General features: G+C 35.9%; 23 protein-coding genes. 21 read left to right on the top strand and 2 right to left on the bottom strand.

Annotation, left to right across the window (positions count from 1 at the left end; all coding sequences use genetic code 11):
• Nucleotides 1-96 precede the first annotated feature (96 nt).
• The 3 genes from MUB18_RS05240 to MUB18_RS05250 all read left to right on the top strand — a co-directional run bounded on the left by MUB18_RS05240 (nucleotide 97) and on the right by MUB18_RS05250 (nucleotide 5104).
• Nucleotides 97-1830 (top strand): TrkH family potassium uptake protein, encoded by a 1734-nt coding sequence (locus MUB18_RS05240; protein ID WP_248755168.1) that lies wholly within the window; start codon nucleotides 97-99, stop codon nucleotides 1828-1830.
• Between the two features lie 10 nt (nucleotides 1831-1840).
• Nucleotides 1841-2527: a potassium channel family protein gene (locus MUB18_RS05245; RefSeq protein WP_045754014.1), complete on the top strand. Its 687-nt coding sequence runs from the start codon at nucleotides 1841-1843 to the stop codon at nucleotides 2525-2527.
• Nucleotides 2528-2620: 93 nt separating this feature from the next.
• Nucleotides 2621-5104, top strand: coding sequence for a YfhO family protein (locus tag MUB18_RS05250; RefSeq protein WP_248755169.1), 2484 nt, complete (start codon nucleotides 2621-2623; stop codon nucleotides 5102-5104).
• A 36-nt stretch (nucleotides 5105-5140) separates the two neighbouring features.
• Here the strand turns inward: MUB18_RS05250 and MUB18_RS05255 are convergent, their stop codons facing one another.
• Nucleotides 5141-5737 carry a ribonuclease HII gene (locus MUB18_RS05255; RefSeq protein WP_248755170.1) on the bottom strand — a complete coding sequence of 199 codons (597 nt, stop codon included), beginning with the start codon at nucleotides 5735-5737 and terminating at the stop codon, nucleotides 5141-5143.
• A gap of 472 nt (nucleotides 5738-6209) precedes the next feature.
• Between MUB18_RS05255 and MUB18_RS05260 the strand changes: the two genes are divergently transcribed.
• The 4 genes from MUB18_RS05260 to fabD all read left to right on the top strand — a co-directional run bounded on the left by MUB18_RS05260 (nucleotide 6210) and on the right by fabD (nucleotide 12024).
• The gene (locus MUB18_RS05260) at nucleotides 6210-9074 is read left to right on the top strand and encodes an outer membrane beta-barrel protein (protein WP_248755171.1); all 2865 of its coding nucleotides are present in this window, start codon (nucleotides 6210-6212) and stop codon (nucleotides 9072-9074) included.
• A 161-nt stretch (nucleotides 9075-9235) separates the two neighbouring features.
• Complete coding sequence (locus MUB18_RS05265; protein ID WP_045754010.1) at nucleotides 9236-9688, top strand: GNAT family N-acetyltransferase; 453 nt, start codon at nucleotides 9236-9238, stop codon at nucleotides 9686-9688.
• A gap of 22 nt (nucleotides 9689-9710) precedes the next feature.
• Nucleotides 9711-10940 (top strand): M16 family metallopeptidase, encoded by a 1230-nt coding sequence (locus tag MUB18_RS05270; RefSeq protein ID WP_045754009.1) that lies wholly within the window; start codon nucleotides 9711-9713, stop codon nucleotides 10938-10940.
• 193 nt (nucleotides 10941-11133) lie between these two features.
• On the top strand, nucleotides 11134-12024 hold the full coding sequence (gene fabD / locus MUB18_RS05275; RefSeq protein WP_094771702.1) for an ACP S-malonyltransferase: 891 nt from the start codon (nucleotides 11134-11136) through the stop codon (nucleotides 12022-12024).
• An 81-nt stretch (nucleotides 12025-12105) separates the two neighbouring features.
• Here fabD and metK read toward each other — a convergent pair whose 3' ends face one another.
• A complete protein-coding gene (metK, locus tag MUB18_RS05280; protein ID WP_045754007.1) occupies nucleotides 12106-13359 on the bottom strand; it encodes a methionine adenosyltransferase in 1254 nt (417 codons plus the stop codon).
• 320 nt (nucleotides 13360-13679) lie between these two features.
• Here metK and MUB18_RS05285 point away from each other — a divergent pair, with 320 nt between their 5' ends.
• From MUB18_RS05285 to nuoF, 14 genes are all read left to right on the top strand, one after another.
• Complete coding sequence (locus MUB18_RS05285) at nucleotides 13680-14558, top strand: diacylglycerol/lipid kinase family protein (protein WP_045754006.1); 879 nt, start codon at nucleotides 13680-13682, stop codon at nucleotides 14556-14558.
• An 8-nt stretch (nucleotides 14559-14566) separates the two neighbouring features.
• The gene (locus MUB18_RS05290) at nucleotides 14567-14917 is read left to right on the top strand and encodes a translation initiation factor (protein ID WP_045754005.1); all 351 of its coding nucleotides are present in this window, start codon (nucleotides 14567-14569) and stop codon (nucleotides 14915-14917) included.
• Between the two features lie 464 nt (nucleotides 14918-15381).
• Nucleotides 15382-16212, top strand: coding sequence for a MotA/TolQ/ExbB proton channel family protein (locus MUB18_RS05295; protein ID WP_094771701.1), 831 nt, complete (start codon nucleotides 15382-15384; stop codon nucleotides 16210-16212).
• 99 nt (nucleotides 16213-16311) lie between these two features.
• Entirely contained in the window at nucleotides 16312-16971 is a 660-nt protein-coding gene (locus tag MUB18_RS05300) for an ExbD/TolR family protein (RefSeq protein WP_045753764.1), read from the top strand.
• A gap of 24 nt (nucleotides 16972-16995) precedes the next feature.
• A complete protein-coding gene (locus MUB18_RS05305; RefSeq protein WP_045753763.1) occupies nucleotides 16996-17550 on the top strand; it encodes an ExbD/TolR family protein in 555 nt (184 codons plus the stop codon).
• 36 nt (nucleotides 17551-17586) lie between these two features.
• Nucleotides 17587-18477: an energy transducer TonB gene (locus MUB18_RS05310; RefSeq protein WP_045753762.1), complete on the top strand. Its 891-nt coding sequence runs from the start codon at nucleotides 17587-17589 to the stop codon at nucleotides 18475-18477.
• Between the two features lie 289 nt (nucleotides 18478-18766).
• Nucleotides 18767-19702, top strand: a complete 936-nt coding sequence (locus MUB18_RS05315; RefSeq protein ID WP_248755172.1) for a PstS family phosphate ABC transporter substrate-binding protein — start codon at nucleotides 18767-18769, stop codon at nucleotides 19700-19702.
• A gap of 26 nt (nucleotides 19703-19728) precedes the next feature.
• Nucleotides 19729-21447: a tetratricopeptide repeat protein gene (locus MUB18_RS05320; RefSeq protein WP_045753760.1), complete on the top strand. Its 1719-nt coding sequence runs from the start codon at nucleotides 19729-19731 to the stop codon at nucleotides 21445-21447.
• A 104-nt stretch (nucleotides 21448-21551) separates the two neighbouring features.
• Nucleotides 21552-21929, top strand: a complete 378-nt coding sequence (locus MUB18_RS05325; RefSeq protein ID WP_045753759.1) for an NADH-quinone oxidoreductase subunit A — start codon at nucleotides 21552-21554, stop codon at nucleotides 21927-21929.
• Between the two features lie 102 nt (nucleotides 21930-22031).
• Nucleotides 22032-22583: an NADH-quinone oxidoreductase subunit B gene (locus MUB18_RS05330; RefSeq protein ID WP_045753758.1), complete on the top strand. Its 552-nt coding sequence runs from the start codon at nucleotides 22032-22034 to the stop codon at nucleotides 22581-22583.
• Nucleotides 22576-23079: an NADH-quinone oxidoreductase subunit C gene (locus tag MUB18_RS05335; RefSeq protein WP_248755173.1), complete on the top strand. Its 504-nt coding sequence runs from the start codon at nucleotides 22576-22578 to the stop codon at nucleotides 23077-23079. Before MUB18_RS05330 ends, MUB18_RS05335 begins: the two co-directional genes overlap by 8 nt.
• A 20-nt stretch (nucleotides 23080-23099) precedes the next feature.
• The gene (locus MUB18_RS05340; protein WP_248755174.1) at nucleotides 23100-24335 is read left to right on the top strand and encodes an NADH-quinone oxidoreductase subunit D; all 1236 of its coding nucleotides are present in this window, start codon (nucleotides 23100-23102) and stop codon (nucleotides 24333-24335) included.
• A complete protein-coding gene (gene nuoE, locus MUB18_RS05345; RefSeq protein ID WP_045753756.1) occupies nucleotides 24328-24846 on the top strand; it encodes a complex I 24 kDa subunit family protein in 519 nt (172 codons plus the stop codon). The genes MUB18_RS05340 and nuoE overlap by 8 nt, the downstream gene beginning before the upstream one ends.
• Before the next feature lies 1 nt (nucleotide 24847).
• Nucleotides 24848-26203 (top strand): NADH-quinone oxidoreductase subunit NuoF, encoded by a 1356-nt coding sequence (gene nuoF, locus MUB18_RS05350; protein WP_045753755.1) that lies wholly within the window; start codon nucleotides 24848-24850, stop codon nucleotides 26201-26203.

The raw sequence follows: 26203 nt of genomic DNA on the forward strand, positions 1-26203 counted from the left end.
ATCGCTGCTCTTTTTCCTAAGTTATGAGTATGTTTGTGACAGATGGGGTCAATATTGAGTTTTTTAAAGTTCGTCTTTAAATATAAAAACGGCGTTGTGGATCAGATTATGTTGTATGTCAGCATGATCTGTGCTTTTGCTGTTATTTTTAATGTAGGATACGTGCGAGATCCTGAATTAGCAGATCTCCTAGATCGTATCATTCATGTGATGTTCTACGCTTTATTTATCATGACGGGGCTTCGTACAGCGTCGTCTATTTTTGCATTAAAGAAAATTGAAGTAGAACATTATTCGGGTTTAGTCATATTGACTTATTTCACCGTGATTATCATTGCACGATTTGCAAGTATTCCCGCTGTGGATTTATTTGGAAAAGATCAGTGGATTTATTTAGGAATATATCTTGTGTTTATTACAGAATTATCTAAGAGTACTTTATTTTTTGATAATTTCTATTTTAATCCTACGATTTTATTTGTGATCAGTTTTTTCGCATTGATTTTAATAGGTACGGTTTTATTGATGCTGCCTAGGACAACATTGCAAGCTCCTCTAAGTTTTATAGATGCCTTATTTATGGCGACAAGTGCGGTGTGTATTACTGGATTATCGGTAACTGATATTTCGACTAACTTTTCTCTTTTTGGACAAACTATTATCCTCGTTTTAATACAGATTGGTGGATTGGGCATCATGACGTTCACGGGATTTTTTGGTTATTTTTTTTCTGGTGGATTTTCTTTTAAGAATCAATTGATGTTTGGGGAAATCCTTGGTGAAAATAAAGTGGGTTCCGTTGTCAAAACACTATTAACTATTATTTTTATAACCTTATTATTTGAGCTTCTTGGTGCATTATTAATTTTTAGCACATTAGACGCAACTCTTTTTCCATCTCTAGGAAATCAAGTTTTTTTTGCTATTTTTCATTCTATATCTTCTTTTTGTAATGCTGGATTTTCCATATTAACAAACGGAATAACAAACGATGGCTATAAATACAATTATAATTTCCAGTTGGCTTTATCTGTTTTATTTATACTTGGAGGATTGGGCTTTGGAATTGTATTGAATATATATTCTTATGTTAAGGATTCTACCGTGTATTGGTACCATCGTCTTATTACAAAGAGAAATTATAAGCACAAGGCCTGGAATTTTAGTTTCAATTCTAAGTTAGTTCTACTGTGTAATGCTATTATTATTGTCGTTGCAACGGTATTCTTCTTTTTATTAGAAAGAAATAAAACACTTTCGTTGGAACATGGGCAGGTTGGAGAATGGGTGACTTCATTTTTTATGGCGAATGCTTCTCGTTCTGCGGGATATAATAGTGTTGATTTATCGTTTATATCCATGCCGACAGTTTTACTCATCATTCTGCTGATGTGGGTTGGAGCCTCACCAGGTTCTACAGGTGGAGGTGTGAAAGTAACGACCATAGCTGTATCCATTATGAATATCATAGCCTTAGCTAGAGGAAAGGAGCATATTGAGCTTTTTAAAAGGCGTATAGCGAGTGAATCGGTTCATAAGGCCTTTGCCATTATTTTATTATCCTTATTTACAATAGGTATTAGTTTTATGCTCTTGGTGTTTTCGGATCCGGATAAGAGTTTTAAAGCATTATTGTTTGAATCGGTATCAGCGTATACGACTTGCGGACTTAGTTTGGGAATTACGCCATCTTTAAGTGTTGCAGGGAAATTTATTGTGATGGTGACCATGTTTGTTGGTCGGGTGGGCACTTTGACTTTATTAGTTGCTTTTATTAAGAATATAACACGGAGGAATTATACTTTTCCTGAGGAAAAGATACTCTATTAATCAGATTGATATGAAATATATTGTTTTGGGACTTGGGCATTTCGGACGATCACTTGCTGTACATTTGACCGAATTGGGACATGAAGTGATTGGAGCGGATAAGAGTCTAATTATAGTGGAACAATTGAAGGATAAAGTGACACATACTGTTTGTTTAGATACAACAGACCGAGAAGCTGTTTCTTCTTTGCCCTTAAAAGATTGTCATGCGGTTATTGTTGCAATAGGTGAGGATGAAGGTGCATCTTTATTGACTGTAGCTTTAATGAAGCAATTAAAAGTAAAGCGGATTATTGGACGAATTGTATCTGATCTGCAGAAAACGGTACTTGAGGCTATGGAAATCGGCGAGTATATCATGCCAGAAGAAGAGGCTGCAGAAAGACTGGCTATGCGTTTGGATAATATTGATATCGTGGATTCGTTTAAGGTATCGGATAAATATAGTATTATTGAAACTAAGGTTCCAGCAAGATATATTGGTATGACCCTTCGCGAAGCTAATCTTACTAATCTATTTAAGGTTATCGTTATGACAACGCTAAAGATAACGGAGACCAAAGATCATATCAAAAAGAAGGAGGTGAAAGAGGCATCTGGAATAGCAACTTCAGAAACTTTGCTGGAAGAAGGCGATATATTGGTTCTTTTTGGCGAATTGTCCAATATTAATAAGCTTATTCAAAAAGGTGAATAGATTAAATAAGTAGTGGGTTTGGAAAATAATATAAATTGTAAAATCAAATGTATATTTTTGGTTTTCGTAAGTTTTAATAACCTAATAATATAGATGAAAAATTGGTTTAAAGAAAATTCAGCACATCTGATCGTTATAGCGATTTTTGTAGCGCTTGTATTCTTTTATTTTACTCCAGTGTGGCAGGGTCAGACCTTGGCACAAAGTGATGTCGTGCAAGCTCAAGGTGCACAGAAAGAAATGTTCGACTATAAAGCACAGGATGGCAAAGCACCTTTGTGGACAAATTCGATGTTTGGAGGTATGCCGACCTATCAGATTTGGTCAGCAAGTGAAAATAATATAGGAACTTATATTCTAGCGGCTGTTAAAACCGTTTTTCCACAACCCATTGATATCGTTTTATTTTATTTATTGGGTGGTTATTTCCTATTGAGTGTCTTACGTGTTCGCCCTTGGCTGGCAGCATTGGGTGCTATTGCTATTGCGTTTACTTCTTATAATTTTATTTATATCGAAGCGGGACACGTCACTAAAGCTTATGCTATCGCCTTTATTCCTCCCGTTATTGGAGCTGTGATCATGTGTTTTAGAGGAAGCCGATTATGGGGACCTGTGTTATTAGCCTTATTTATGGCTCTTGAAATTCGTGTCAACCACTTACAAATGACCTATTATATGCTTATTGCATTGATGGTGTATGTCATCTTTGCATTGGTATATGCGATTCGTGATAAAAAAGTCAAAGAATTTTTTATAGCTTCAGGTTTACAATTGGCTGCAGTGATTGTTGCGGTTATGGTGAATGCTTCTATTTTAATTCCAACCTATGAATATAGTAAATTAAGTACGCGTGGTCATGCCAATATAACTAAGGTAGATGCTTCGAAAGAAAAGGGGTTGGATAAACAATATGCTTACGAATGGAGCCAAGGTGTTGGAGAGACATTGACATTTTTAATTCCGAATGCCTATGGAGGCGGATCAAGTGGCGTCTTGGATGAAAAATCAAATGTCGCTAAATTTTTGATGTCTACTTTTGGGGCACAGGGAATGACCAACGTTCAGGCTGCGGAGATTGCTAGTCGAATGCCTGTCTATTGGGGGGATAAACCGTTTACATCTGGACCATGGTATTTTGGTGCTGGGGTATTGTTTTTATTTATCTTGGGTCTAGTGATTGTCAATAATAGATTAAAGTGGTGGATCTTGACAACAACAGTATTGATTTTATTGCTGTCTTTTGGAAAGAACTTTACTTTAGTTTCAGACTTATTCTTTGACTACTTCCCGATGTACAATAAGTTCAGGGCAGTGGAATCGATTCTGGTTATTGCAGCAATCTTGATTCCGCTAATGGCTGTATTAACATTGAATGAGCTGATCACAAAGGCAGATAAAATTGAAAAATTGGATAAGAAAGTATTATATACTTTTATCGGTGTTGGCGTGATTTGTTTACTTGTGGCCTTTGTTCCTGATTTATTTTTAAGCTTTAAAAATAAAGATCATGCGCAATTGATCGAGAGTTTGACTCAGCAAGTTGGTGATCAAAATGCTGCTAATCAATGGGCAAATAGCTTGATCAAAGATCGTTCTGCAGTAGCAAGTGCCGATGCATACCGTTCTTTTGCTATAGTTCTGATTACTTTTTTAGCGATTTGGTTTTATATTAAGAAAAAGCTTTCCGCAAATGTATTAATCATTGGACTAGCTGTTATTTTTCTTTTTGATCTATGGAGCGTTGATAAGCGTTTTTTAAACGATAAATCTTTTATGGAGAAACGTTTGGTTACAAGCCAAGCATTTCAGGAACGAGAAGTAGATCAATTGATCCGTATGGATAAAGATTTGAGTTATAGAGTGATTGATCTAACTACCAATCCATTTTCAGATGCGCGTGCGTCTTATTATCATAAATCTTTGGGAGGTTATCATGCGGCAAAATTGATGCGTTTTCAGGAGATTTTGGAAAATCAATTTAATGGAGCAGTCAATGAAGACGTATTGGATATGTTTAATGTTCGTTACGTCATTACTGGTGATGAGCAAAAGGGCCAGCGTATTCAACGCAGAAGCTCTGCTGCTGGTAATGCATGGTTTGTCGATCAGGTAACTTTCGTTAAGGACAATGCTCAGGAAATGCAAGCAATCAGCAGCTTCAATCCTTCCAAAGAAGCTTTCGTTAGCGAAGAGTTTAAAGATAAATTCAATGGTCAACGTCTGGGTGTGCCTGTAAATGCATCGATCAAATTGACATCGTATCATCCTGATAAAATGGTGTATGAGTATTCTACTCCTACTGAAGCATTTGCTGTATTCTCCGAAGTATATTATGAGAAAGGCTGGAAAGCTTTCGTTGATGGTAAAGAAGTTCCAATCATCCGTGCCGATTATATTTTGAGAGCTTTACAATTACCAGGTGGAAATCATAAAGTAGAATTTATATTTGATCCTGAATCTCATAAGCTTGGAGGTATGTTAACTTTAATTGCGTCAATAATCTTAGGCTTAGGTTTAGTTGCTGCAGTTTATTATTCTGTAAAAAACGATAAAACGAAAAAAGCAACAACCTAATAGGTTATTGCTTTCGATATATTTTGTGTCAAACCTTTAGAATAGCTTGAGCTGCGGATCAGTTATTCTAAAGGTTTTTCTATGATGCGGTGTTATTCCTCTTAGTAGTACTGCACTTCTGTGTTTGACTGTAGGATAGCCCTTATTATTTAACCAATCATATTCTGGATAATCCTTTGCAATATAATCCATATAATCATCACGATAGGTTTTGGCTAGGATGGATGCCGCTGCAATAGATAAATACTTGCCGTCTCCTTTGACAATACAATTATGTGGGACTTGCTGATAAGGGATAAACTTATTACCGTCAACTAAGATATACTCGGCTTTTAATTTTAATTGATCCAATGCGCGATGCATAGCGACATAGGATGCATTGTGAATATTGATCCGATCAATTTCTTCAGCAGATACACTTGCTACTGCATATGCAATTGCTTCTTGTTCAATAATACTGCGCAATTGCATTCTTTTTTTTGCACTCAGCTGCTTGGAATCATTTAAGAGCTCATGATGATAATCTTTGGGGAAAATCACTGCGGCAGCAAAGACGGGTCCTGCTAGACAGCCTCTCCCTGCTTCATCACAACCCGCTTCTATAAGTTCATCTTGAAAGTACGATAATAGCATCTTTTGTATTTTTTAAGAGACAAAAATACAATATATTATCAAATAGCCCTAGTCCGGTATCCTATATTTTGGCCTATGATTTTGTTGCTTGAAAATTATTATAGTTCGATTTTGTGAGGGTAATGTGAAAAATAAGGGTGTGTTTTACCCCATAAATATTGCCCTCATTGATTAGGATCTATTCTGCCTCTCCCTATTATTTAATGGCAATTGTTATGATCTGTATCGCAGAGGCTTTATTGTAACTATTGTGTTAAAATTCGGGATTTACATTTATTAACAATACTATTCTCGTCATTTGTATAATTATTTTAATGCATATTTCCTTGCAGCAATTTGTAGATAGATTGTTTCGAGAGAAAAGCTCGTTTTAAAAGTTAAGTGGAAAAGAAGAAATAAAAATCTTTTATGAAAGTAAGTTTAAAAACGTGTTTTATGATTTAAATAATTGGCTTTTGCTGTTAAAGTATATATGATGATCACAAAAAAGAAGAATATGATGAGGGTTACTTTCCTATTATTTTGGAGTATGCTATTGAGCTGGGGAGTTCAAGCGCAAACGAAGACTGTGCAGGGTATGTTGAAAGATGACAAGATCCGTGTTGTCGCTGGAGCGTCAGTAAAGTTGATTTCCGATCAGGATTCGCTAGTTACAAGTTCTTCGATCGCTGGAATATTTATTTTTAATAATGTAAAAGCAGATAAGTTTAAAATATCGGTTTCAAATTTGGGGTTTCAAAGGCTTGAACAAGAGTTTACCTTTCCTTTGGGAGAAACTAAATATATCATTCCAAGTTTCACTTTACAACAGTCGTCAGAGTTGTTGCAAGAGGTTGTTATTGATGGTGTCCCTACTGTTGTTGTCAAAGGGGATACTTTAGAGTATACCATGAAAGACTTAAAGTTGCGTGATGGTTCTGTTGCTGAAGATGCTTTAAAGAAATTGCAAGGAGTCGACGTGGATAAAGATGGCAATGTGACTGCGCAAGGTGAGTCTGTAAAGCGCGTTCGTATTAATGGGAAAGATTTTTTTGGTGGAGATGTGAAGACGGCTACTCAAAACTTGCCTGCCAATATCATCGAAAAAATGCAAATTGTCGATGATTACGGTGATATGGCGAATATAACAGGTAATAAAAATGGTGATTCGGAGAAAGTGTTGAATATTCAAATTGATCCGAAATATAATAAAGGTCAAATGGCCACTTTACGTGCTGGATATGGTACGGAAGATCGTTATCAAGCTACCGGTATGTGGATGGGCATGAGGGAAGGAGAGCAGATTTCCGTCTTAGGTAATCTAAATAACACGAACGCGCCATTATTTGATTTTAGCACCACTGGTGGTGGCGCTCGTCGTCAGCAAGGTGGCGGAGGACGTCGTGGAGGAGGTATGTTTGGTGGATCTGATGGTCTTACAAAATTGGGATCAATTGGACTGAATGCGAGAAAAGACTTTTCTGATAAATTGACTGTATATGGTAGCTATAGTTATAGTCATAGTAATAATGTCACTTTGTCTGAACAATTCCAAGAAAATACCTTGAGAGGAATAATTCAAGATGATAGTATAAAATCAAATGCAAATACGATTGGCGGGAGTCATCGTTTTGAAGCAAATCTAGAATGGAAACCTTCAGCTAAGGATTACATCAAGATCTCTCCTCAATTTGGATTTGACGAGGGGGATGCAAGCTCGTTGACAAATTCTATTACTTTTAGAAATGGAGAGTTTAATAATTCACAAGATCAAAATATTTTCACACAATCAACTGCTCCTCGATATGGTATTAGCGGCTTGTATAATAGGAAGCTAAGTGATCGTGGTCGAAATATCTTCTTGAATATGAATTATAATAATGCTAAAACTGATAAAGATCAGAATGCCATATTAAAACGTTTGTTAGAAGATCCAAATAATGCCAATGCTTCTTTAAATTCGATTTATGAGAAAACAATTCAAGAAGCAAGTAATAAAAGTTGGAATGCTGGTGGCTCGTTGAATTATACAGAACCTTTATCTGAGAAAGGAAGATTAGAATTTACATATGATTTCAATAAGAATAAATACGATAATTCAAATCTGCAACAGGGATTTGATCGTGATGAAAATCCAATTGCTAATGATCCGAAGTTAAACTTTGATTATAATTATGATTATTCTTTCACTACGCATAAAGTCGGAGCTAATTACTTGTATAATGGTGACAAGGTAACTTATTCCATTGGTGCTGCTGCGCAACCTTCCCAATTGCGTGGTAATGCATTGAGTTCCGATCTATTGGTACCTATTCATCGTAATAATTTAAACTGGATGCCTATTGCACGATTTGAATACAAATTTTCACGCCAATCAAATATTTCCTTAAATTATAGCGGTTCAACAACAGAACCATCTGTTACGCAAATATTACCCTTTGATATGAGTACTAATCGCACGAGCATTGTGATGGGAAATGCAGACCTAAGTCCAGAATTTAATCATCAATTGAATATTAGGTTTCGCAAAAATGATTTTCAGAAGGGAAATAACTTCTTTGCTTTTTTAAATGCAAATTTGGCCAATAATAAAATTGTGAGCCTTAATAAGTCATATTTAGGTCGTTTACAAAATAATAATACTGGCGGGGTTGATACGACTTTAATTTCAGAAACACGTTATTTAAACGAATCAGATGATCATCCTTTTGGCATCAGTTCTTTTTATCATTACGGCAAATCGTTGAAAGAAAAGACTTACAATATCATGCTGATGGGGGGTGTTTCTTACAACAAAAGAATAGGCTATTCTTCAACAGATAGTTTGGACAATATTGGATTGAAAAATATATCTAACAATATTGTGTTTAATCAGGGTTTAATGTTCAGATATAATCCTTCCGAAAATTTTGAACTCAATCCGGGCGTTAGATATCAGTATAACCATACTAAAAACTCTTTAACAAATAGAACGACAAATATTTCATCTTGGACACCTACTTTAATCGGATCTGTTAATATCACGCCTACCACCATCTTTGGAGCCGATCTATCGAAACAGTTTAATCAGGGCTATGGTGATGGGATTAATTCCAATCCGTTTATTATCAATACTTATGTGGAACAAAAGTTTTTAAAAGGGCAACGTGGAACGATACGTTTACAAGCATTTGATCTGTTAAATGAGCAGACTAATATTTCTAGAACTGTAAGTGAGTCGATGGTTATCGATAGTCGTACCAATCGTTTGGGAAGGTATTTTATGTTGTTATTTACCTATAAATTTCAAAAATTTGCGTTGGGTTCCCCAACAGGAGATGGCGGAGGCCCTGGTGGAATGCGTCCGCCTCGCATGTAATCTTGCCACCTATCTACCGAAAAATAAGTGGATTAAATGGTTCTGATAGCAATATCAGGACCATTTTTTATTTGATGCTATATCCCATCCACGTCATTTTTCCAATGTTATAGAATAGGGCTGTTTTTATTTAGTTATTTTTGCCTGTAAACAAATGCACTATGCTCACATTTGAAAAATTAACATTTGAAAATATCGATACCATTGTTTCCATGATGCAAGATTTCTATGCCATTGATGGATATGATATGGATCCTGCTGTAAGTCGAGAAAATTTTAAAACTTTTCTTGATGATCAAAACTTGGGTCAGTCTTGGCTAATTAAAGAAAATGATTTAGTGCTTGGTTATATTATTGTTGTTTATTTCTTTAGCTTTGAATTTAAGGGAAGGGTAGCTTTGTTGGACGAGTTATTTCTCAATGCTGATGCTAGAGGTAAAGGCGTAGGGAGAAAAGCTGTTGAGTTTGTCAAGGATTATGTTCAAGAGCAAGGATGTAAACTGGTATTATTAGAGGTTGAGTCTCATAATTTACCTGCGCAAAAACTGTATGAAAGTCAAGGGTTTGATTTTCACCCCAGAAATATAATGCGATACAGCATTAAGAATAATTAAAATAGAATCTCCAAATTAATATATGGAATACGAAATAATACGCTTATCCAATGGTATTCGTGTGGTTTTTCAACCACAAAATTTACCGATTACACATGCCTGCATGTTGATCAATGCTGGCTCGAGAGATGAAAAAGAAGGTAAATTTGGTGTTGCACATTTTATTGAGCACCTCCTTTTTAAAAGAACTGAACGTAGAAGCACGAACCAAATTTTGAATCACTTGGAAGCTGTTGGTGGAGATCTGAATGCCTATACAACTAAAGAATATACCTGTGTGCACGCTTCTTTTTTGACACCCTATTTGGATAGAGCATTGGACTTGTTTGAAGATATATTTTTTCATTCGACTTTTCCAGAGGAGGAATTAGAGAAAGAGAAGTCAGTTATTGTAGATGAAATGGCTTCTTACTTGGATAGTCCTGAAGAATCGATCGTAGATGATTTTGAGGATCTTTTATTTGAGAAATCGGGTTTGGGACACAATATACTAGGACTTGAAGAGCAATTGTTAGCCCTTACAAAAAATGATATTCATGATTTTATTCAATCCAATTACGACACAAACGAAATCGTAATCTCGATTACGGGAGATTATACGCTAAAGCAGGTGGAGCGATTGGCTAATAAAATATTTGCGCCCGTTGCTGAAAATAAAATTCAAAGAGAACGAAATGACGTGGTTCCTGTATTAGTCAGTCATGTGGAGTCTCCAAAACCAATCAATCAGGTACATTATATGTTGGGGGCTCATGCTTATAGTTTCCGTGATGATCGTAAGACAGGCTTATTACTGCTTAATAATATGTTAGGGGGAATGGGAATGAGTTCGATATTGAATCTTTCTATTCGTGAAAAACATGGTATCGCCTATACTATTGAATCGAACTATACGATGTTTTCTGACTCAGGCCTATTTAGTATATATCTTGGAACGGATGAAGAGAAAATAGAAAAGGCTAAAAAATTAGTTTTTAAAGAACTCAATAAATTATGCGACAGAGAGATGACATCTGGACAGCTCCAAAAAGCCAAACGTAAATTTATCGGTCAAATCGCACTATCTGAAGAAAATAGAATGAGTATGATTATTGCGGCCGCAAAAAATGTGATGGATTATAATCGTATCATAGAATTGGATGTTATCATTGAAAAGATAAAAACAATCACAGCTGTAGAATTACTGGAAATATCGAGAGATATTTTGGATCCTACGAATATGACATCGCTAAGTTTTGTACCTGAAGATTAGTTTTTCATGTATTATGATGTTGCTTTTTTAAGAATTTAAATATAAAAGATGATTTGTTATTGCTTGTAAATCATTTGTTTAAATATTTTTAAATGGCCGGGTGGTTTTTATTGTATTTGATATTCAATTCAATTTCATTGTATATAAAATACAATTTCTCTAAGTTTGTTTATTAGAATAGATAATTTTAAATATGAAAACAGCATATGTATTTCCTGGTCAAGGAGCTCAATTCGTAGGAATGGGCCAAGACTTGTATAACTTAAATGATGAAACGAAAGCTTTATTTGAAAAAGCAAATGATATCTTGGGGTTTCGCATTACAGATATCATGTTTACAGGAACTGATGATCAATTAAAACAAACAAATGTAACTCAGCCCGCTATTTTTTTGCATTCTGTCATTTTAGCTAAAGCTTTAGGAGACCAATTTAAACCCGATATGGTGGCTGGTCATTCTTTAGGAGAGTTCTCTGCATTAGTATCTGCAGGTGCACTGTCTTTTGAAGATGGCTTGAAATTAGTTTCTCAGCGCGCAAATGCGATGCAACGGGCATGTGAACTTGAACCTTCCACTATGGCTGCGATTTTAGGTCTTGAAGATGCTGTTGTGGAAGAGATTTGTTCAAAAGTAGATGATGTGGTTGTGGCCGCAAATTATAATTGTCCGGGTCAATTGGTGATTTCTGGATCAATTTCTGGAGTGGATAAGGCTTGTGCTTTATTGACAGAAGCTGGTGCGAAGCGCGCATTGAAATTAAACGTTGGTGGTGCCTTTCACTCGCCATTGATGGAGCCGGCTAAGGTTGAGCTGCAGGCGGCTATTGAAGCTGTTGAGATAAAAACACCTATTTGTCCAATTTATCAAAATGTAGATGCAAGCTCTTATACAGATGCTGAAACAATTAAGAAGAACCTGATTGCACAATTGACAGGGGCTGTGCGTTGGACGCAAACTGTTCAAAATATGCTCCATGATGGTGCAGAGGCTTTTGTAGAAGTTGGTCCTGGTAATGTATTGCAAGGATTAGTGAAAAAGGTAAATCGTCAAGTTCAAACATCAGCAGCTAGCATTGCCGAATAATATACTTAATAAGGTATTGGTTTAACTATCATAAAAAAAGGAAGTCATTTTGACTTCCTTTTTTTATGATATATTTTTTAATTATAGACCAAATGACGTCTTTACTTGATCAACATAATCTAATTTTTCCCAAGTAAATAGCTCTACTTCGACTACTTTTTTATCTCCATTTGAGTTTTCAAATTCTTTGGTAACCTTTTTAGGAGTTCTACCCATGTGACCGTAGGCAGCTGTCTCAGAGTATATCGGATTTCTTAAACCTAACCGAGTTTCAATTCCGTAAGGAGTCATGTCAAAGATCTCGGTTATTTTTGATGCAATTTGACTATCATTTAAATTCACTTTGGCTGTACCATAGGTATTTACGTAAATACCCATAGGGTCTTTTACGCCAATAGCATATGAAATTTGAACTAATATCTCATCTGCAATGCCTGCTGCAACTAAATTTTTGGCAATATGACGAGTTGCATATGCTGCCGAGCGATCAACTTTAGAAGGATCTTTACCAGAGAAAGCTCCGCCCCCATGTGCGCCTTTACCTCCATAAGTATCTACAATAATTTTACGACCAGTTAAACCTGTATCTCCATGGGGACCACCAATGACAAATTTTCCTGTTGGATTAATGTGAAATTTGATTTCATCATTAAATAAACTCTGCAACTCCGGTTTTAATTGAGCTTTGACTCTTGGTATTAAAATATTCTTAATGTCAGCAGTAATTTGGTCACGCATTTCTTCTTCTGTCGAAAAGTCATCGTGTTGTGTTGAGATTACGATGGTATCAATACGAGCAGGTTTGTGATCTTCTGTATATTCTAAGGTTACTTGTGACTTGGCATCTGGACGCAGATAGGTGATTTCTTTATTTTCACGACGCAGTACGGCTAATTCATACAGTAATCGATGCGATAGATCCAAAGCGAGAGGCATATAGTTGTCTGTTTCATTGCTAGCGTATCCAAACATAATTCCTTGGTCACCAGCTCCTTGATCTTGCTTTGCTTTACGATCTACACCCTGATTGATATCTGCAGACTGTTCATGGATTGCTGATAGTACGCCACAAGAATTTGCTTCAAACATATATTCAGATTTCGTATAACCAATACGTTCGATTACTGAACGGGTTATCTTTTGAACGTCTAAATATATTTTTGATTTCACTTCCCCAGCAAGAACAACTTGTCCAGTTGTTACTAAAGTTTCGATTGCAACGCGTGCATCTTCGTCCCAAGCTAAAAAATTGTCGATCAGCGCATCTGAAATTTGATCAGCAATTTTGTCTGGATGTCCTTCTGAAACAGATTCGGACGTAAATAAGTAAGCCATATTACCTTTTTTATTTATATAATAAGGATTTGCGTTGGAGAGGTTTTCAATAGAAAAGTACTAAATAGCCTTGCTATATGATGGTTTTAGCACTTTTTTACTGTGGTTGCAATCTCCTGTTATATTCTCATTATATTCTCATTAAGAATAAACTACGCAAATCAATCCACATTTTTTTATTGTCGACACAAAACTACAATACTTTCTGTTAAGATTAAAGATTTCTTGTATAATAGTTTTAAATTGATGGATCAAATGGATCTTAATTAAGAATTTTGACATTGTTTTAAGAAATTAGCGAATAACTGTATATTTGATTTATGGGAGAACGTAAACAGATACTGTTTGTTATCAATCCGATTTCGGGAGGTAAGCATAAGACATCATTTAAGAAGCAGGTGTTAGATGTGCTTGATTTACAAAAGTTTGATCCTACATTTCAAGAGACTTCTTATGCAAATCATGCGTATGAAATCGGTTTGCGTGCTATTGAAGAACAGTATGATGCGGTGATCGCAGTAGGGGGAGATGGAACTATTAACGAATTGGGTTCTGCGCTAGCGGAGAGTGGTATCCCGTTGGGTATTGTGCCGGAGGGTTCGGGCAATGGTCTTGCATTATATTTGGGTATACCGTTAAATGAAACTGCTGCAATTCGTCGTATTAATAGATTTGAATTTGTCGAAGTGGATTGTGGTACCATTAACGATAGAAAATTCTTTAATATCGCTGGATTAGGTTTTGATGCATCGGTCAGTGAAAATTTTGCTAATGAGAATATTCGAGGACCTTTGGGCTATTTAAAATCAGCGATCAATGTACTAAGTAAATACAAGCCATGTGAATATCGATTGAGCATTGATGGTAAGGAATATGAGCGTAAAGCTTTTATGATTTCTGTTGCTAATTCACCTCAATATGGTAATAATGCCTACATCGCACCGCAGGCATCAGTTAATGATGGGATATTAGATGTGTGTATTGTCCATCAATTTCCAATGTATATTTTACCAAAAATGTTGTTTCACTTATTCAATAAATCGGCTGACCAGTCAGATTATGTAGAAATAATACCAGGTAAAAATATTATGATCGAGACGGCAGATAAATCTGTCGTACATATTGATGGTGAGCCAGTTGACTTGGGTAATTGCCTGAATATCGGTATTATTTCGAAGGCTTTAAAAGTTATTTGTTAAATAAAGTTATGAGTAAAAATAAGAAACAACAGTATGAAGGCGTTGTATATTCAACAGACAACAGTTTTGAATATCAATTTTCTGAATTATTAGAAGATCTAGAAACACTTCCTAATCAGCAACAACAGCTTAAAGTTCAATTGGATCGTAAAATGCGAAAAGGTAAGGTCGTGACTTTGGTTAGTGGATTTAGAGGTAAGCAAGAAGATCTGGAGATGTTGGCGAAATTTTTAAAACAGAAGTGCGGAGTTGGTGGTAGTGCCAAAGATGCTCAAATCGTGATTCAAGGAGATTTTAAACAGAAAATTTCAGAGTTGTTACTTTCAGAAGGATACAAAGTGAAATTGGTCGGTGGGTAATATGGTATTATTTAGATCTAAAAAGAATGCACTTAAGCGGCTATATTCCTTGTAACCATCTGTAAATTAATTATTAATAATCGTTTTAGCATTGTTTAAAGAGGGTTGATAGGTTAGAAGGTGGTGAGTGAGCGGTTACTTGAATTTGAAATTAAATCGTTTGTTTTCTTGCATATCAAAAAAAAATGATTTTCATTGTAAAAAATTTATTGCTTTCTCCTGATAAACGATGCGAAGCACATAAATTCTAGTCGGAACCGCTGAGGTGATAACTGAATATTAAGAAATTGTAAAGGGAAATTAAAGTCTCTTTTATATTTCTAATTTATTTCGCTTTAAGATTTTAAATATGGCATAAAAGACTATATTTGCTTGACAAATTTTAAAACGAATACTTAGAAAAGCATATAATTAAAAAAAACATATTATATTTAACAACAGTAAAAAACTAAAAAATTAGAAAAATGGCAAACGCACCTAAAACAAGTCCTGCTGCAAAACAAGAGAGCAATAATTCAGGTTCTTTCTTTGCACAAGCTGCAATTATCATTTGTTTCATTCTCGGTTACCTTTTATGGAAATTTGTGATGGGTAGTCCTTCAAACTTTATTGATAATAATCCAGAAAACCAACCTTTACCAGGTAACTATTTAGGAATGGTTTATCACGCAGGTGCTGTAGTACCAGTTTTATTAGGTTTATTCTTTATGGTATGGGTATTCTCTATCGAGCGTTTCATCGTAATTGGAAAAGCTTCTGGAACAGGAAATGTTGGTAATTTCGTAAGAAAAGTACAAGTATTAATTAACGGTGGCAATTTAGATTCAGCTATTGCTGAGTGTGACAAACAAAAAGGTTCTGTTGCAAACGTAATCAAAGCTGGTTTAGTAAAATACAAAGCAGTTTCAGCTGATACTGCAGTAGATACAGAAAAAGCTACAATTGCAATTCAAAAAGAAATCGAAGAAACTACAGCATTAGAAATGCCAATGTTAGAGAAAAACTTAAACGTAATCGCTACATTAGTTTCTATCGGTACATTAACAGGTTTATTAGGTACAGTAACAGGTATGATCAAGGCCTTCAGCGCGTTAGCAACTGGTGGTACTCCTGACTCTGCTAAATTAGCAAATGGTATCTCTGAGGCCTTAATCAATACAGCAACAGGTATCGGTACTTCTACAATTGCGATTGTAATGTACAATATCTTGACTGCAAAAATTGATAAATTAACTTATTCAATCGACGAAGCTGGATTCTCTATCGTACAAACGTACGCTGCGAACCACAAATAGTAAAATATATGATTTTTGAAATTTTATTTTATGGAATATGAATTTCAAATGCATCATATAGTAAGAGATTGAATAATTAATTTATAAAGAAGTTTAAAAATGGGTAAAGCAAAAGTAAAAAGAGCCAGTACCTCCATTGATATGACCGCGATGTGTGACGTATCATTCTTGCTTCTTTCATTCTTCGTAATGACATCAACGGCAAAACAACCGGAAGCATTTCCGGTAGATACGCCAGCATCTACGACGAAAGATAAATTACCAGACTCTAATGTTGGTATCATTACCATTGGAGATAAAGGTAAAGTATTCTTTGGCGCTACAGATCGTGATGTTAGGGTTAAAACTTTAGAGAAAATGTCTTCCAGATATGGTGTGCAGTTTTCTCAACAAGATTACGACCAATTTGCGTTGATGGAAAATGTTGGCGCTCCAATGAAAGCTATTAAGCAAGTATTGGGAATGGAACCAAGCAAGCGTCTTGAAAAAGGGGTTCAAAATGGTATACCAGTTGATAGTACAGAAACATTATCAAATGAATTATACCAGTGGGTACAAACGGCACGTTTAGCTGCAGCAGAATTGAATAAGGAAAAGGAAAGTAACAAAGATTTTGTTGATCCAGGACCGTTAAAAATTGCTATTAAAGCTGATGGTGCAGAAAAGTATCCTTCAATTAATGCGGTAATCGAAACATTACGTAATCAAAAGCAAAATAAATTCAGTTTTATTACTGGTTTACGTGCTGAAGATAAATAGTGTTGATTTAATAAAAAGACATAAATGGCAGAATTAAATCAAGACAGTGGTAAGGGCGGAAAAGGTGGTAAAGTAAGATCAAAGAAAAACGGTGGTAAAGTCGATTTGACAGCCATGGTTGATTTAGCATTCTTATTGATTACTTTCTTCATGCTAACTACGTCTTTAAATAAACCACAAGCAATGGATGTTGCGATGCCTGATAAAAACAAAGTTAAAGATGAGCAATCTGAAGTATTAACAGCAGATAATCGTTCGGTAACTGTTTTGTTAGGATCTGACAACAAAGTTTCTTGGTATTACGGACAGGTTAAAGCACCTATAGAAGGTCCTACGGTTGCAGGATTCGGCGCTGATGGTATACGCAAGGTTTTAATTGAGAAAAAAGCTTACGTTCCTCGTGTTGCGGGCGGAAAAGATGTAATCGTGATTATCAGACCTAGTGATATGTCTACACAAAAAGATCTTGTTGACATCCTTGATGAGATGAAGATCGTAGATATTAAACGTTATATGATTGCGAAAATTAGTCCTGAAGAAATAGATGTTTTAAAACGTGATAATATCTATAATGACTAAGTTAGTCTTTATACAAATCACGAAAACTATAGAAATATGATTGGGTCAAAATTAGATATTTTTAAAAAGGAATGGCTTGATGTAGTATTTCAAGGCAGAAATAAGGAGTATGGAGCTTATGAGCTTCGTAAACTAGCTCCTAAAGCTACCAACGTTGGTTTGTTGGCAGTGGTAGTTGCCGTAGTACTATTAAGTCTTCTTAAATTATTCGGAGGAAGTCTATTTCCTGATAAACCTATTGAAGCCGCTCCAGTTATTACCGAAGTGACTTTAGAGGATTTGGAGGAAATTAAACCACCGGAGCCAGAAGAAGAAGAGCCACTTCCAATTGAGGAAGAGAAGCCTCAACAAGTTGCAATGGATATACCAAAAGAAGATTTGGTACGTTTTCCAGAGCCAAAAGTAGCTCCGGCTGCTCAGGTAAAAGAGGAAGTTGCTGCTCAGGAAGAGTTCAAGGATGATAAAAAATCACCAGCACGTATGACCTTAAAAGGTAGTGCGGCAGGTTCTTCAGTAGCAAGAGGTGAATTTGGTACTAAGAAGCAAGATGGTGCTATTACTGCAGGTGTTTCCAAAGGTGATCCAAATGGTGATCCAAATGGTGACCAAATCTTTAATGCTGTTGAGGTGCAACCTCAACCTCCTGGAGGAATGGCAGCATTTATGAAATGGGTAGGAGATACATATGAGTATCCTTCTGGAGCTTTGGAAAATGGAATTAATGGCGTAGTAGAGGTTTCCTTTGTCGTTGAAAAGGATGGTAGTTTAACAGATATTTCTGTAAAACGCGATCTTAAATATGGTACAGGTGAAGCTGCAGTTAGGTTGTTGAAAAAAGCTAAAAAATGGAGAGCAGGTATTCAAAATGGTCGTCCAGTACGTGTAGCTTATACATTACCTATCCGCCTAAACACAATTAATCAGTAATTAGTGGCGAATTTTAATTCAAATAATACAAATTACAGACAGAAATCGCCTATAAAGCGATTTCTGTCTATTTTAGGACTATTTATGTTCGGCCTATACTTTGGTTTAGGTCTCTTAGTTATCTTTTGGAAGGATTTACCTTTAGATATCAATCCAACATATAAAACTTTGTTTGGTATTGTACTTATTGTTTATTCCTTTCTGCGTTTTGTAAGGCTATGGCAAAGTAATTTTAATTAAGCCCTTATTACGAATCTGAAATCTTCATTATTTATTAATTGATTGCCATATGAAAAACAGCTTTAAAATAGTTTTAACATTGCTAGTCGCGATTTTAATTTTGGGAAGTTGTAATCGTTCCAAGAAACAAGAAACAACAGCTCCGACTCAGGATATTTTAAGAGGTAAAGTAAATGTCCTTGTTGATGAGACATTATATCCGATTCTTAAGGAACAAGTTGATGTTTTTCAAAGTTCTTACTCAGATGCAACTATTCAGTTACTCGCTAAGCCCGAAATTAAAGCCGTGAATGCCTTGCTTGCTGATTCATCTAGTGTTATTATTTTGACCCGTAAATTGACTCAAGCGGAAGGTAAAAATTTTAAAGATCGAAAAATTATACCCAAAGAGTATCAAATAGGAAGTGATGCAGTGGTATTGATAAATAATATTGCTGATGCAGATACTACAATTACTCTTTCTGACGTTAAATCATTGTTAAGTGGTGAGCTTAAAGGTAAGTATAAGGTGGTTTTTGATAATGCTAACTCCAGTACATTGAGATTTTTGAAGGAATACTTATCTATAAATAAGATAGATCCGGCATCGATTTCCGCATTGGAAAAGAATGAAGATGTTATTAAATATGTTAGCGAAAATAAAGGTAGTATCGGTATTGTAGGTTACAATTGGATATTGGATATGGCTCAAAAAAAATCTGATTTATTGAATAAAATTCGTACATTGAGCGTTGAAAATGCATTAGGCGCTAAGAAAGATGGTTTGTTTTATAAACCCTCGCAATCCAATATGTCTTTGGGATTGTACCCTTTTACGAGACCTATTTATGTTTTGAATTATCAACCGAATATGGGCTTGGGTCTAGGGTTTAGTGCTTTCTTAACGGGCGACAGGGGACAACGCATTATATTAAAAGCAGGTTTGCTTCCTGTGACAATGCCAGGTAGAGAGATTATCATAAGAGAAGAAAATAGTTTAAATTAGAATATAAAATAGTACAACAATAGATTATGACAAACAGTAAATTATTATTTAGTCTGTTATTAGCAGGTTCTGTTGGCACAGCAAGTGCACAAAGTTTAAAGGATGCTAGAGCGGCTATTGAAACAGAAAACTACGGTAAGGCAAAAACAATTTTGCAACAATTAGTAAGTAAACAAGCTAAAGTTGGGGATAATTACTTCTATTTAGGTCAGATTTATTTAGTTAATGATAAGCCTGATTCAGCAGCGATTATGTTTAATCAAGGTTTAGCAGCTGATCCAAAATCATTGATTAACAATGTTGGTTTGGGTTATATTGATTTATTGAAAAAGGACAAAGCATCTGCTGAGTCTAAATTTTCTGCTGCAAGTGCTAATTTAAAGAAAAAGGATTACGAAGAATTGTTGGAAATTGGACGTGCTTATATTAAAGCTCCAGAGCCAGACTATGCAAAAGCTTTAGATTACTTAACACAAGCCAAAGCAAAGAATACTAAAGATGCTGCTATTCCATTGGCATTAGGTGATGCTTATAGAGGATTGAAAGAAGCAAGTAGTGCTTATACAAGCTACAGTGATGCTGCTGAATTAGATCCTGCATCAGTTCGTGCAAAAATTGGTCTCGCTGTTATCGTTCGTGGTGCACAGGCTTATGATGAGGCGATTGCTCAATTAACGACCATTACAGAAGAAAATCCTACATATGCACCTACTTACCGTGAGTTAGCAGAGACCTACAATATGTGGTCAAAAGCTCCAGGTACATCTGATGAGAAATATGTAGAATTGAATAAAAAAGGGGTTGAGCAGTATAAAAAATACTTAGAAGTCAATGGAGATAACTCTTTGGAAGCAAAGATTCGTTACGCCGATTTCTTGGTATATGCTAGACAATATGATGAGTTAGGAACTGTTTCAGAGGAGTTAGCTAAAAATCCTGATGTAGATCCAAAAATCTATCGTTACTTAGCTTATAACGCTTTTAGAAATAAAGAATACACAAAATCTGCTGAATATTTAGAAAAAATGTTTGCTAAGATGGATGCTACACGTATCATTCCATTAGATCATATGTATGCCGGTTTATCTGATGTCGCAAACAAAAAAGTGGAGTCAGGTATCGTTCATATTCAGAAAGCAATCGATGCAGATAAAGAATTGTTAGCTGAAGTGGCAGAAACGGCCTTTGCTAAATATCAAGATCAAGAAACTGCAACTGCAGTATCTTTGTTTGAAATCATCGCCAAGTATCCTGATACTGACTACTACTATGATTCAAATTATTATGCTGGTGAGGGTAACTATTTAATTGGTTTCAAAAAAGATCAAGAAAGTAAAGATGAGGAAGGAAAAGTTATCAATCAAGCTTTAAGAGATGAAGCGATTGCTGCCTTTGTAGAATCTCAAGCCCAATTAGCTATAATTGAAAAAGCGACTAAGCCTGAAGTATTAGACAAGTATCTAATTACCGCATTGTATTACAAAGCTTTTTCAGCATTAGGAGCTGATAATTTAGAAGCACCTAAAGGAGATTTCGTAGCTCCTTTTGAAAAATTAATCCAAGTGGTTAATGAAAAAGGAACACAAGAGAAAAATAAAGCATATTTAATTGATGCGCATACTTATATTGGTTTCTATCAATATAACAAAAATGAAATTGCAAAAGCAAAAGCTAGTTTTCAAGAGGTTTTAAAATTAGATCCTGAAAATGAAAGCGCTAAATCTTATTTAGAAGGTTTAAAATAAGCTGATCAATATTTTGAAAAAAGGGTGAAACATTTGTTTCACCCTTTTTTGATTTACCCTATTTTTTTCTTAAATTTAGGTTTTACCAATATAAACATTTTGATATGGAACAAGTTAGTGCAAATGCACCAATTGATTATTTACCAATTTTATTCCAACTTATTGTTGCAGCAGGATTTGGTATTGGAACCATTATTATTACACATTTAATTGGACCCAAAGTTCGTACTGAAAACAAATTATCTTCTTTTGAATCTGGTGTAGAAGTGATAGGCAATGCTAGACAGCCCTTTTCCATCAAATATTTTTTAGTGGCCATCTTGTTTGTCATTTTTGATGTTGAAGTTATCTTTATGTATCCTTGGGCTGTTAATTTTCGAGATTTTGGTTTCGAAGGTTTGATTCAGATGTTTGTCTTTATGGGTATGTTGCTTTTAGGATTCATCTATGTCATCAAAAAGAAAGCATTGAACTGGGATTAGAATAGTTCTAAATTATGCTAACCGCTTGATTTTTATTCAGAAAATGTTAGTTTTGATATGTGCGAAGGCACACAACTATAAACCACTTTAAATTATATTTCCATGAGCGATATTAAGTTGGCCAAAGCACCTCCGGGAGTTGAGGGCGCTGGTTTTTTTGCCACGAGTTTGGATAAAGCGATTGGCTTGGCGCGTTCAAATTCTTTATGGCCATTGCCTTTTGCCACTTCTTGTTGTGGAATTGAGTTTATGGCCACGATGGGGTCAACTTATGATCTTGCTCGCTTTGGTGCAGAAAGACCAAGCTTTTCTCCTCGTCAAGCTGATATGCTATTGGTAATGGGTACAATTGCAAAAAAAATGGCACCCGTTTTAAAGCAGGTCTATACACAAATGGCGGAACCACGTTGGGTAATTGCTGTGGGTGCTTGTGCATCTAGCGGAGGTATTTTTGATACTTATTCTGTTTTGCAAGGTATTGATGAAATCATTCCAGTAGATGTATATGTGCCTGGTTGTCCACCAAGACCTGAGGCAATTTTAGATGGCGTACTACGTTTGCAGGATATTGTGAAAAGTGAGTCTTTAAATAGAAGAAATACTCCTGAATATAGAGCTTTGTTAGAAAAATATGGAATAGAAACTTATGAGTAAATTTGATAACACCTATTTATTAGATAAGTTAATTTCTCAATTTGGTACCGATGTTTCACCACTCCGTGATGAATATGATCTTTTGACTGTTCATGTAAATGTAGATGCCATTATTGATGTTTTAACTTTTCTAAAATATGATGAAGAATTACAATTTATTCATCTGACAGATATTACTGCTGTTCATTATCCACATCAAAAAAAGGCTTTTGAAATTGTATATCATGTCAATAGTTTGATTAATAATATTCGTATTCGTGTTAAAGTGGAGGTGGATGGTATAGATCCAGCAATTCCAACAGCAACTACCATTTGGAAAGGTGCAAATTGGATGGAGCGCGAAACATATGATTTTTATGGAATCCAATTTTTGGGTCATCCAGATTTAAGACGGATTTTAAATGTAGATGATATGGAAGTCTTTCCAATGCGAAAAGAATATCCATTAGAAGATCCAAATCGTGTCGATAAGAAAGATCTTTATTTCGGCCGTTAAAGTTAAAAAGCAGACCAATTATGAGCGATTTTATTACCAAGATATCCCCCAATAAACCTGTATATGAAGATAACGATCCTCAGGATGAGTTAATCACTTTAAATATTGGTCCGACGCATCCTGCTACACATGGCGTGTTTCAAAATGTTGTTCAGATTGATGGAGAGCGGATCGTAAGTGGCGTGTCAACAATCGGTTATATCCATCGTGCTTTTGAGAAGATCGCTGAGCACAGACCTTTTTATCAAATAACACCTTTAACAGACAGATTGAATTATTGTTCTGCTCCTATTAATAATATGGGCTGGCATATGACTGTTGAAAAGTTATTAAAAATAGAAATTCCCAAACGTGTACAATATATGCGTGTTATTGTGATGGAATTGGCGCGTATAGCAGACCATATTATCTGTAATGGAATTCTTGGTGTTGATACAGGAGCTTTTTCAGGCTTTTTATATGTCATGCAAGAGCGAGAGTTTATTTATGAGATTTTTGAAGAGATTTGTGGTGCGCGATTGACCACTAATATTGGAAGAATTGGCGGTTTCGAACGAGATTTCAATGATATTGCATTTGCAAAAATTGAAGAGTTTTTAAAACGATTTCCTCCTGTTTTGACCGAATTTATGGAGTTGTTTGATCGTAATCGTATTTTTATTGAGCGTACTTCCGGTATAGCTTCTGTGACAGCGGAAGAGGCTTTGGATTATAGTTGGTCCGGTCCTATTTTACGCGCTACAGGGGTGGATTATGATATTCGGGTTCAAAATCCTTACTGTTCCTATGAAGAGTTTGATTTTGAAGTCCCTGTTGGCACCAAAGGTGATGTCTATGATCGCTATATGGTGCGTAACGAAGAAATGTGGCAGTCTATGCGGATTATCGAACAGGCGCTATCTAAAATAGCAAATGAGCCAAAAGGAGTTTTCCATGCTGATGTTCCTGAGTTCTATTTACCTCCAAAAGAACAGGTATATACCAACATGGAGGCATTGATCTATCATTTCAAAATTGTTATGGGTGAGGTGGAAACTCCGAAGGCAGAAGTTTATCATGCCGTAGAGGGTGCCAATGGAGAATTAGGATTTTATTTGGTGCACGATGGTGGACGTACGCCATATCGATTACATTTCAGACGGCCTTCTTTTATCAATTATCAAATGTTTGCTCCTATGAGTGCAGGTATGTTACTTTCGGACGCAATTCTTAATATGAGTAGTCTTAACGTTATTGCAGGAGAATTAGATGCTTAGTGTCAAACATAATGAGATTGTTGAATTTTCTTCAACATTGCTAAATCAATTTGCTGAAGTAGTGGCGCGTTTCCCAGAGGGAAGGCAAAAATCGGCTTTACTTCCTATTTTACATTTAGTACAGGCTGAATTTGGATGGTTAAGTCCTGATGCCATGAATAAAGTTGCTGGCTATTTGGGTATTGAACCTATTGAGGTCTACGAGGTGGCCACCTTTTATACGATGTACTTATTACAGCCACAAGGAAAATATGTTTTGGAAGTCTGCCGTACCGGACCATGTTGTTTGGTTGGTGCCGAACGTATTATGACGCACCTGGAGAATAAATTGGGTGTGAAAGAAGGTGAAGTGACGGCTGATGGCTTATTTTCTTGGCGGGGAGTTGAATGTCTTGCCGCATGCGGATATGGACCTGTCTTGCAGATAGGCCCTGAATATACGTTTTATGAAAACTTGACAGAAGCTAGTGTCGATCAATTAATAGATGATTTAAGCTCAAAAACGAATTAAAATGGCACGTAAACTTTTGCTAACACATATTGATGTTCCGGGAATCCAAACTTTCGAAGTATATCGTCAACAAGGGGGGTATCGTGCTGTAGAAAAAGCACTTAAGACGATGTCTCCTGATGATGTTGTTGAAGAAGTTAAGAAGTCAGGTCTTCGTGGAAGAGGCGGAGCAGGATTTCCTACCGGAATGAAGTGGAGCTTCTTGGCAAAACCAGAAGGTGTGCCTCGTTATTTAGTCTGCAATGGTGATGAATCTGAACCTGGCACTTTTAAAGACCGGTTTTTGATGACCCACATTCCGCATGCACTGTTGGAAGGTATGATTGTTTCCAGCTATGCTTTGGGAGCTAAAACTTCTTATATCTATGTTAGAGGTGAGATGATGCCCCAAATCCGTATTCTGGAGCGGGCGATAGAGGAAGCAAAATCTGCTGGTTTTTTAGGTAAAAATATCTTGGGATCGGGCTATGATTTAGAAATTTATGTTCAACCGGGTGCTGGAGCTTATATATGTGGAGAAGAGACCGCTCTGTTGGAATCTTTAGAAGGTAAAAGAGGTAACCCGCGGATAAAGCCGCCATTTCCAGCAATAGCTGGCTTATACGGTTGTCCAACTGTTGTCAACAATGTTGAATCAATTGCGGCAACTGTCCCCATTATCAATGATGGAGGTGAAGAATATGCCAAAATTGGTATTGAACGGAGTACGGGTACAAAATTAATATCTGCCAGCGGTAATTTGCTGAAACCAGGTGTATATGAAATAGAATTGGGTTTGTCTGTAGAAGAATTTATCTATTCCGATGAGTATTGTGGCGGTATGGCAAATGGGAAGAAATTGAAAGCAGTTGTGGCTGGAGGTTCTTCTGTTCCCATTTTACCTGCAAATTTGATCTTAAAAACGGCGAATGGTCAAAATCGATTAATGACTTATGAATCCTTAGCTGATGGAGGCTTCCAAACGGGAACTTCGATGGGCTCTGGTGGTTTTATTGCTTTCGATGAGGATCAATGCATTGTCCGTAATACGTGGAATTTTAGTCGTTTTTATCATCATGAAAGTTGTGGACAGTGTTCTCCTTGTCGTGAAGGAACAGGATGGATGGAAAAAGTGTTGCATAAAATTGAGACGGGGCATGGTAGTTTGTCAGATATTGAATTGCTTTGGGATATCCAAAGACGTATAGAAGGAAATACCATATGTCCTTTAGGGGATGCTGCAGCATGGCCAGTTGCAGCAGCGATTCGTCATTTTAGAGATGAGTTTGAATGGCACATCAATCATCCAGAGGATGCATTGACAAGAAATTATGGATTAGCACATTATGCAGATCCTTTAGTACCGATTGTTTCTTAA

Source organism: Sphingobacterium sp. PCS056, assembly GCF_023273895.1.
GTDB lineage: Bacteria > Bacteroidota > Bacteroidia > Sphingobacteriales > Sphingobacteriaceae > Sphingobacterium.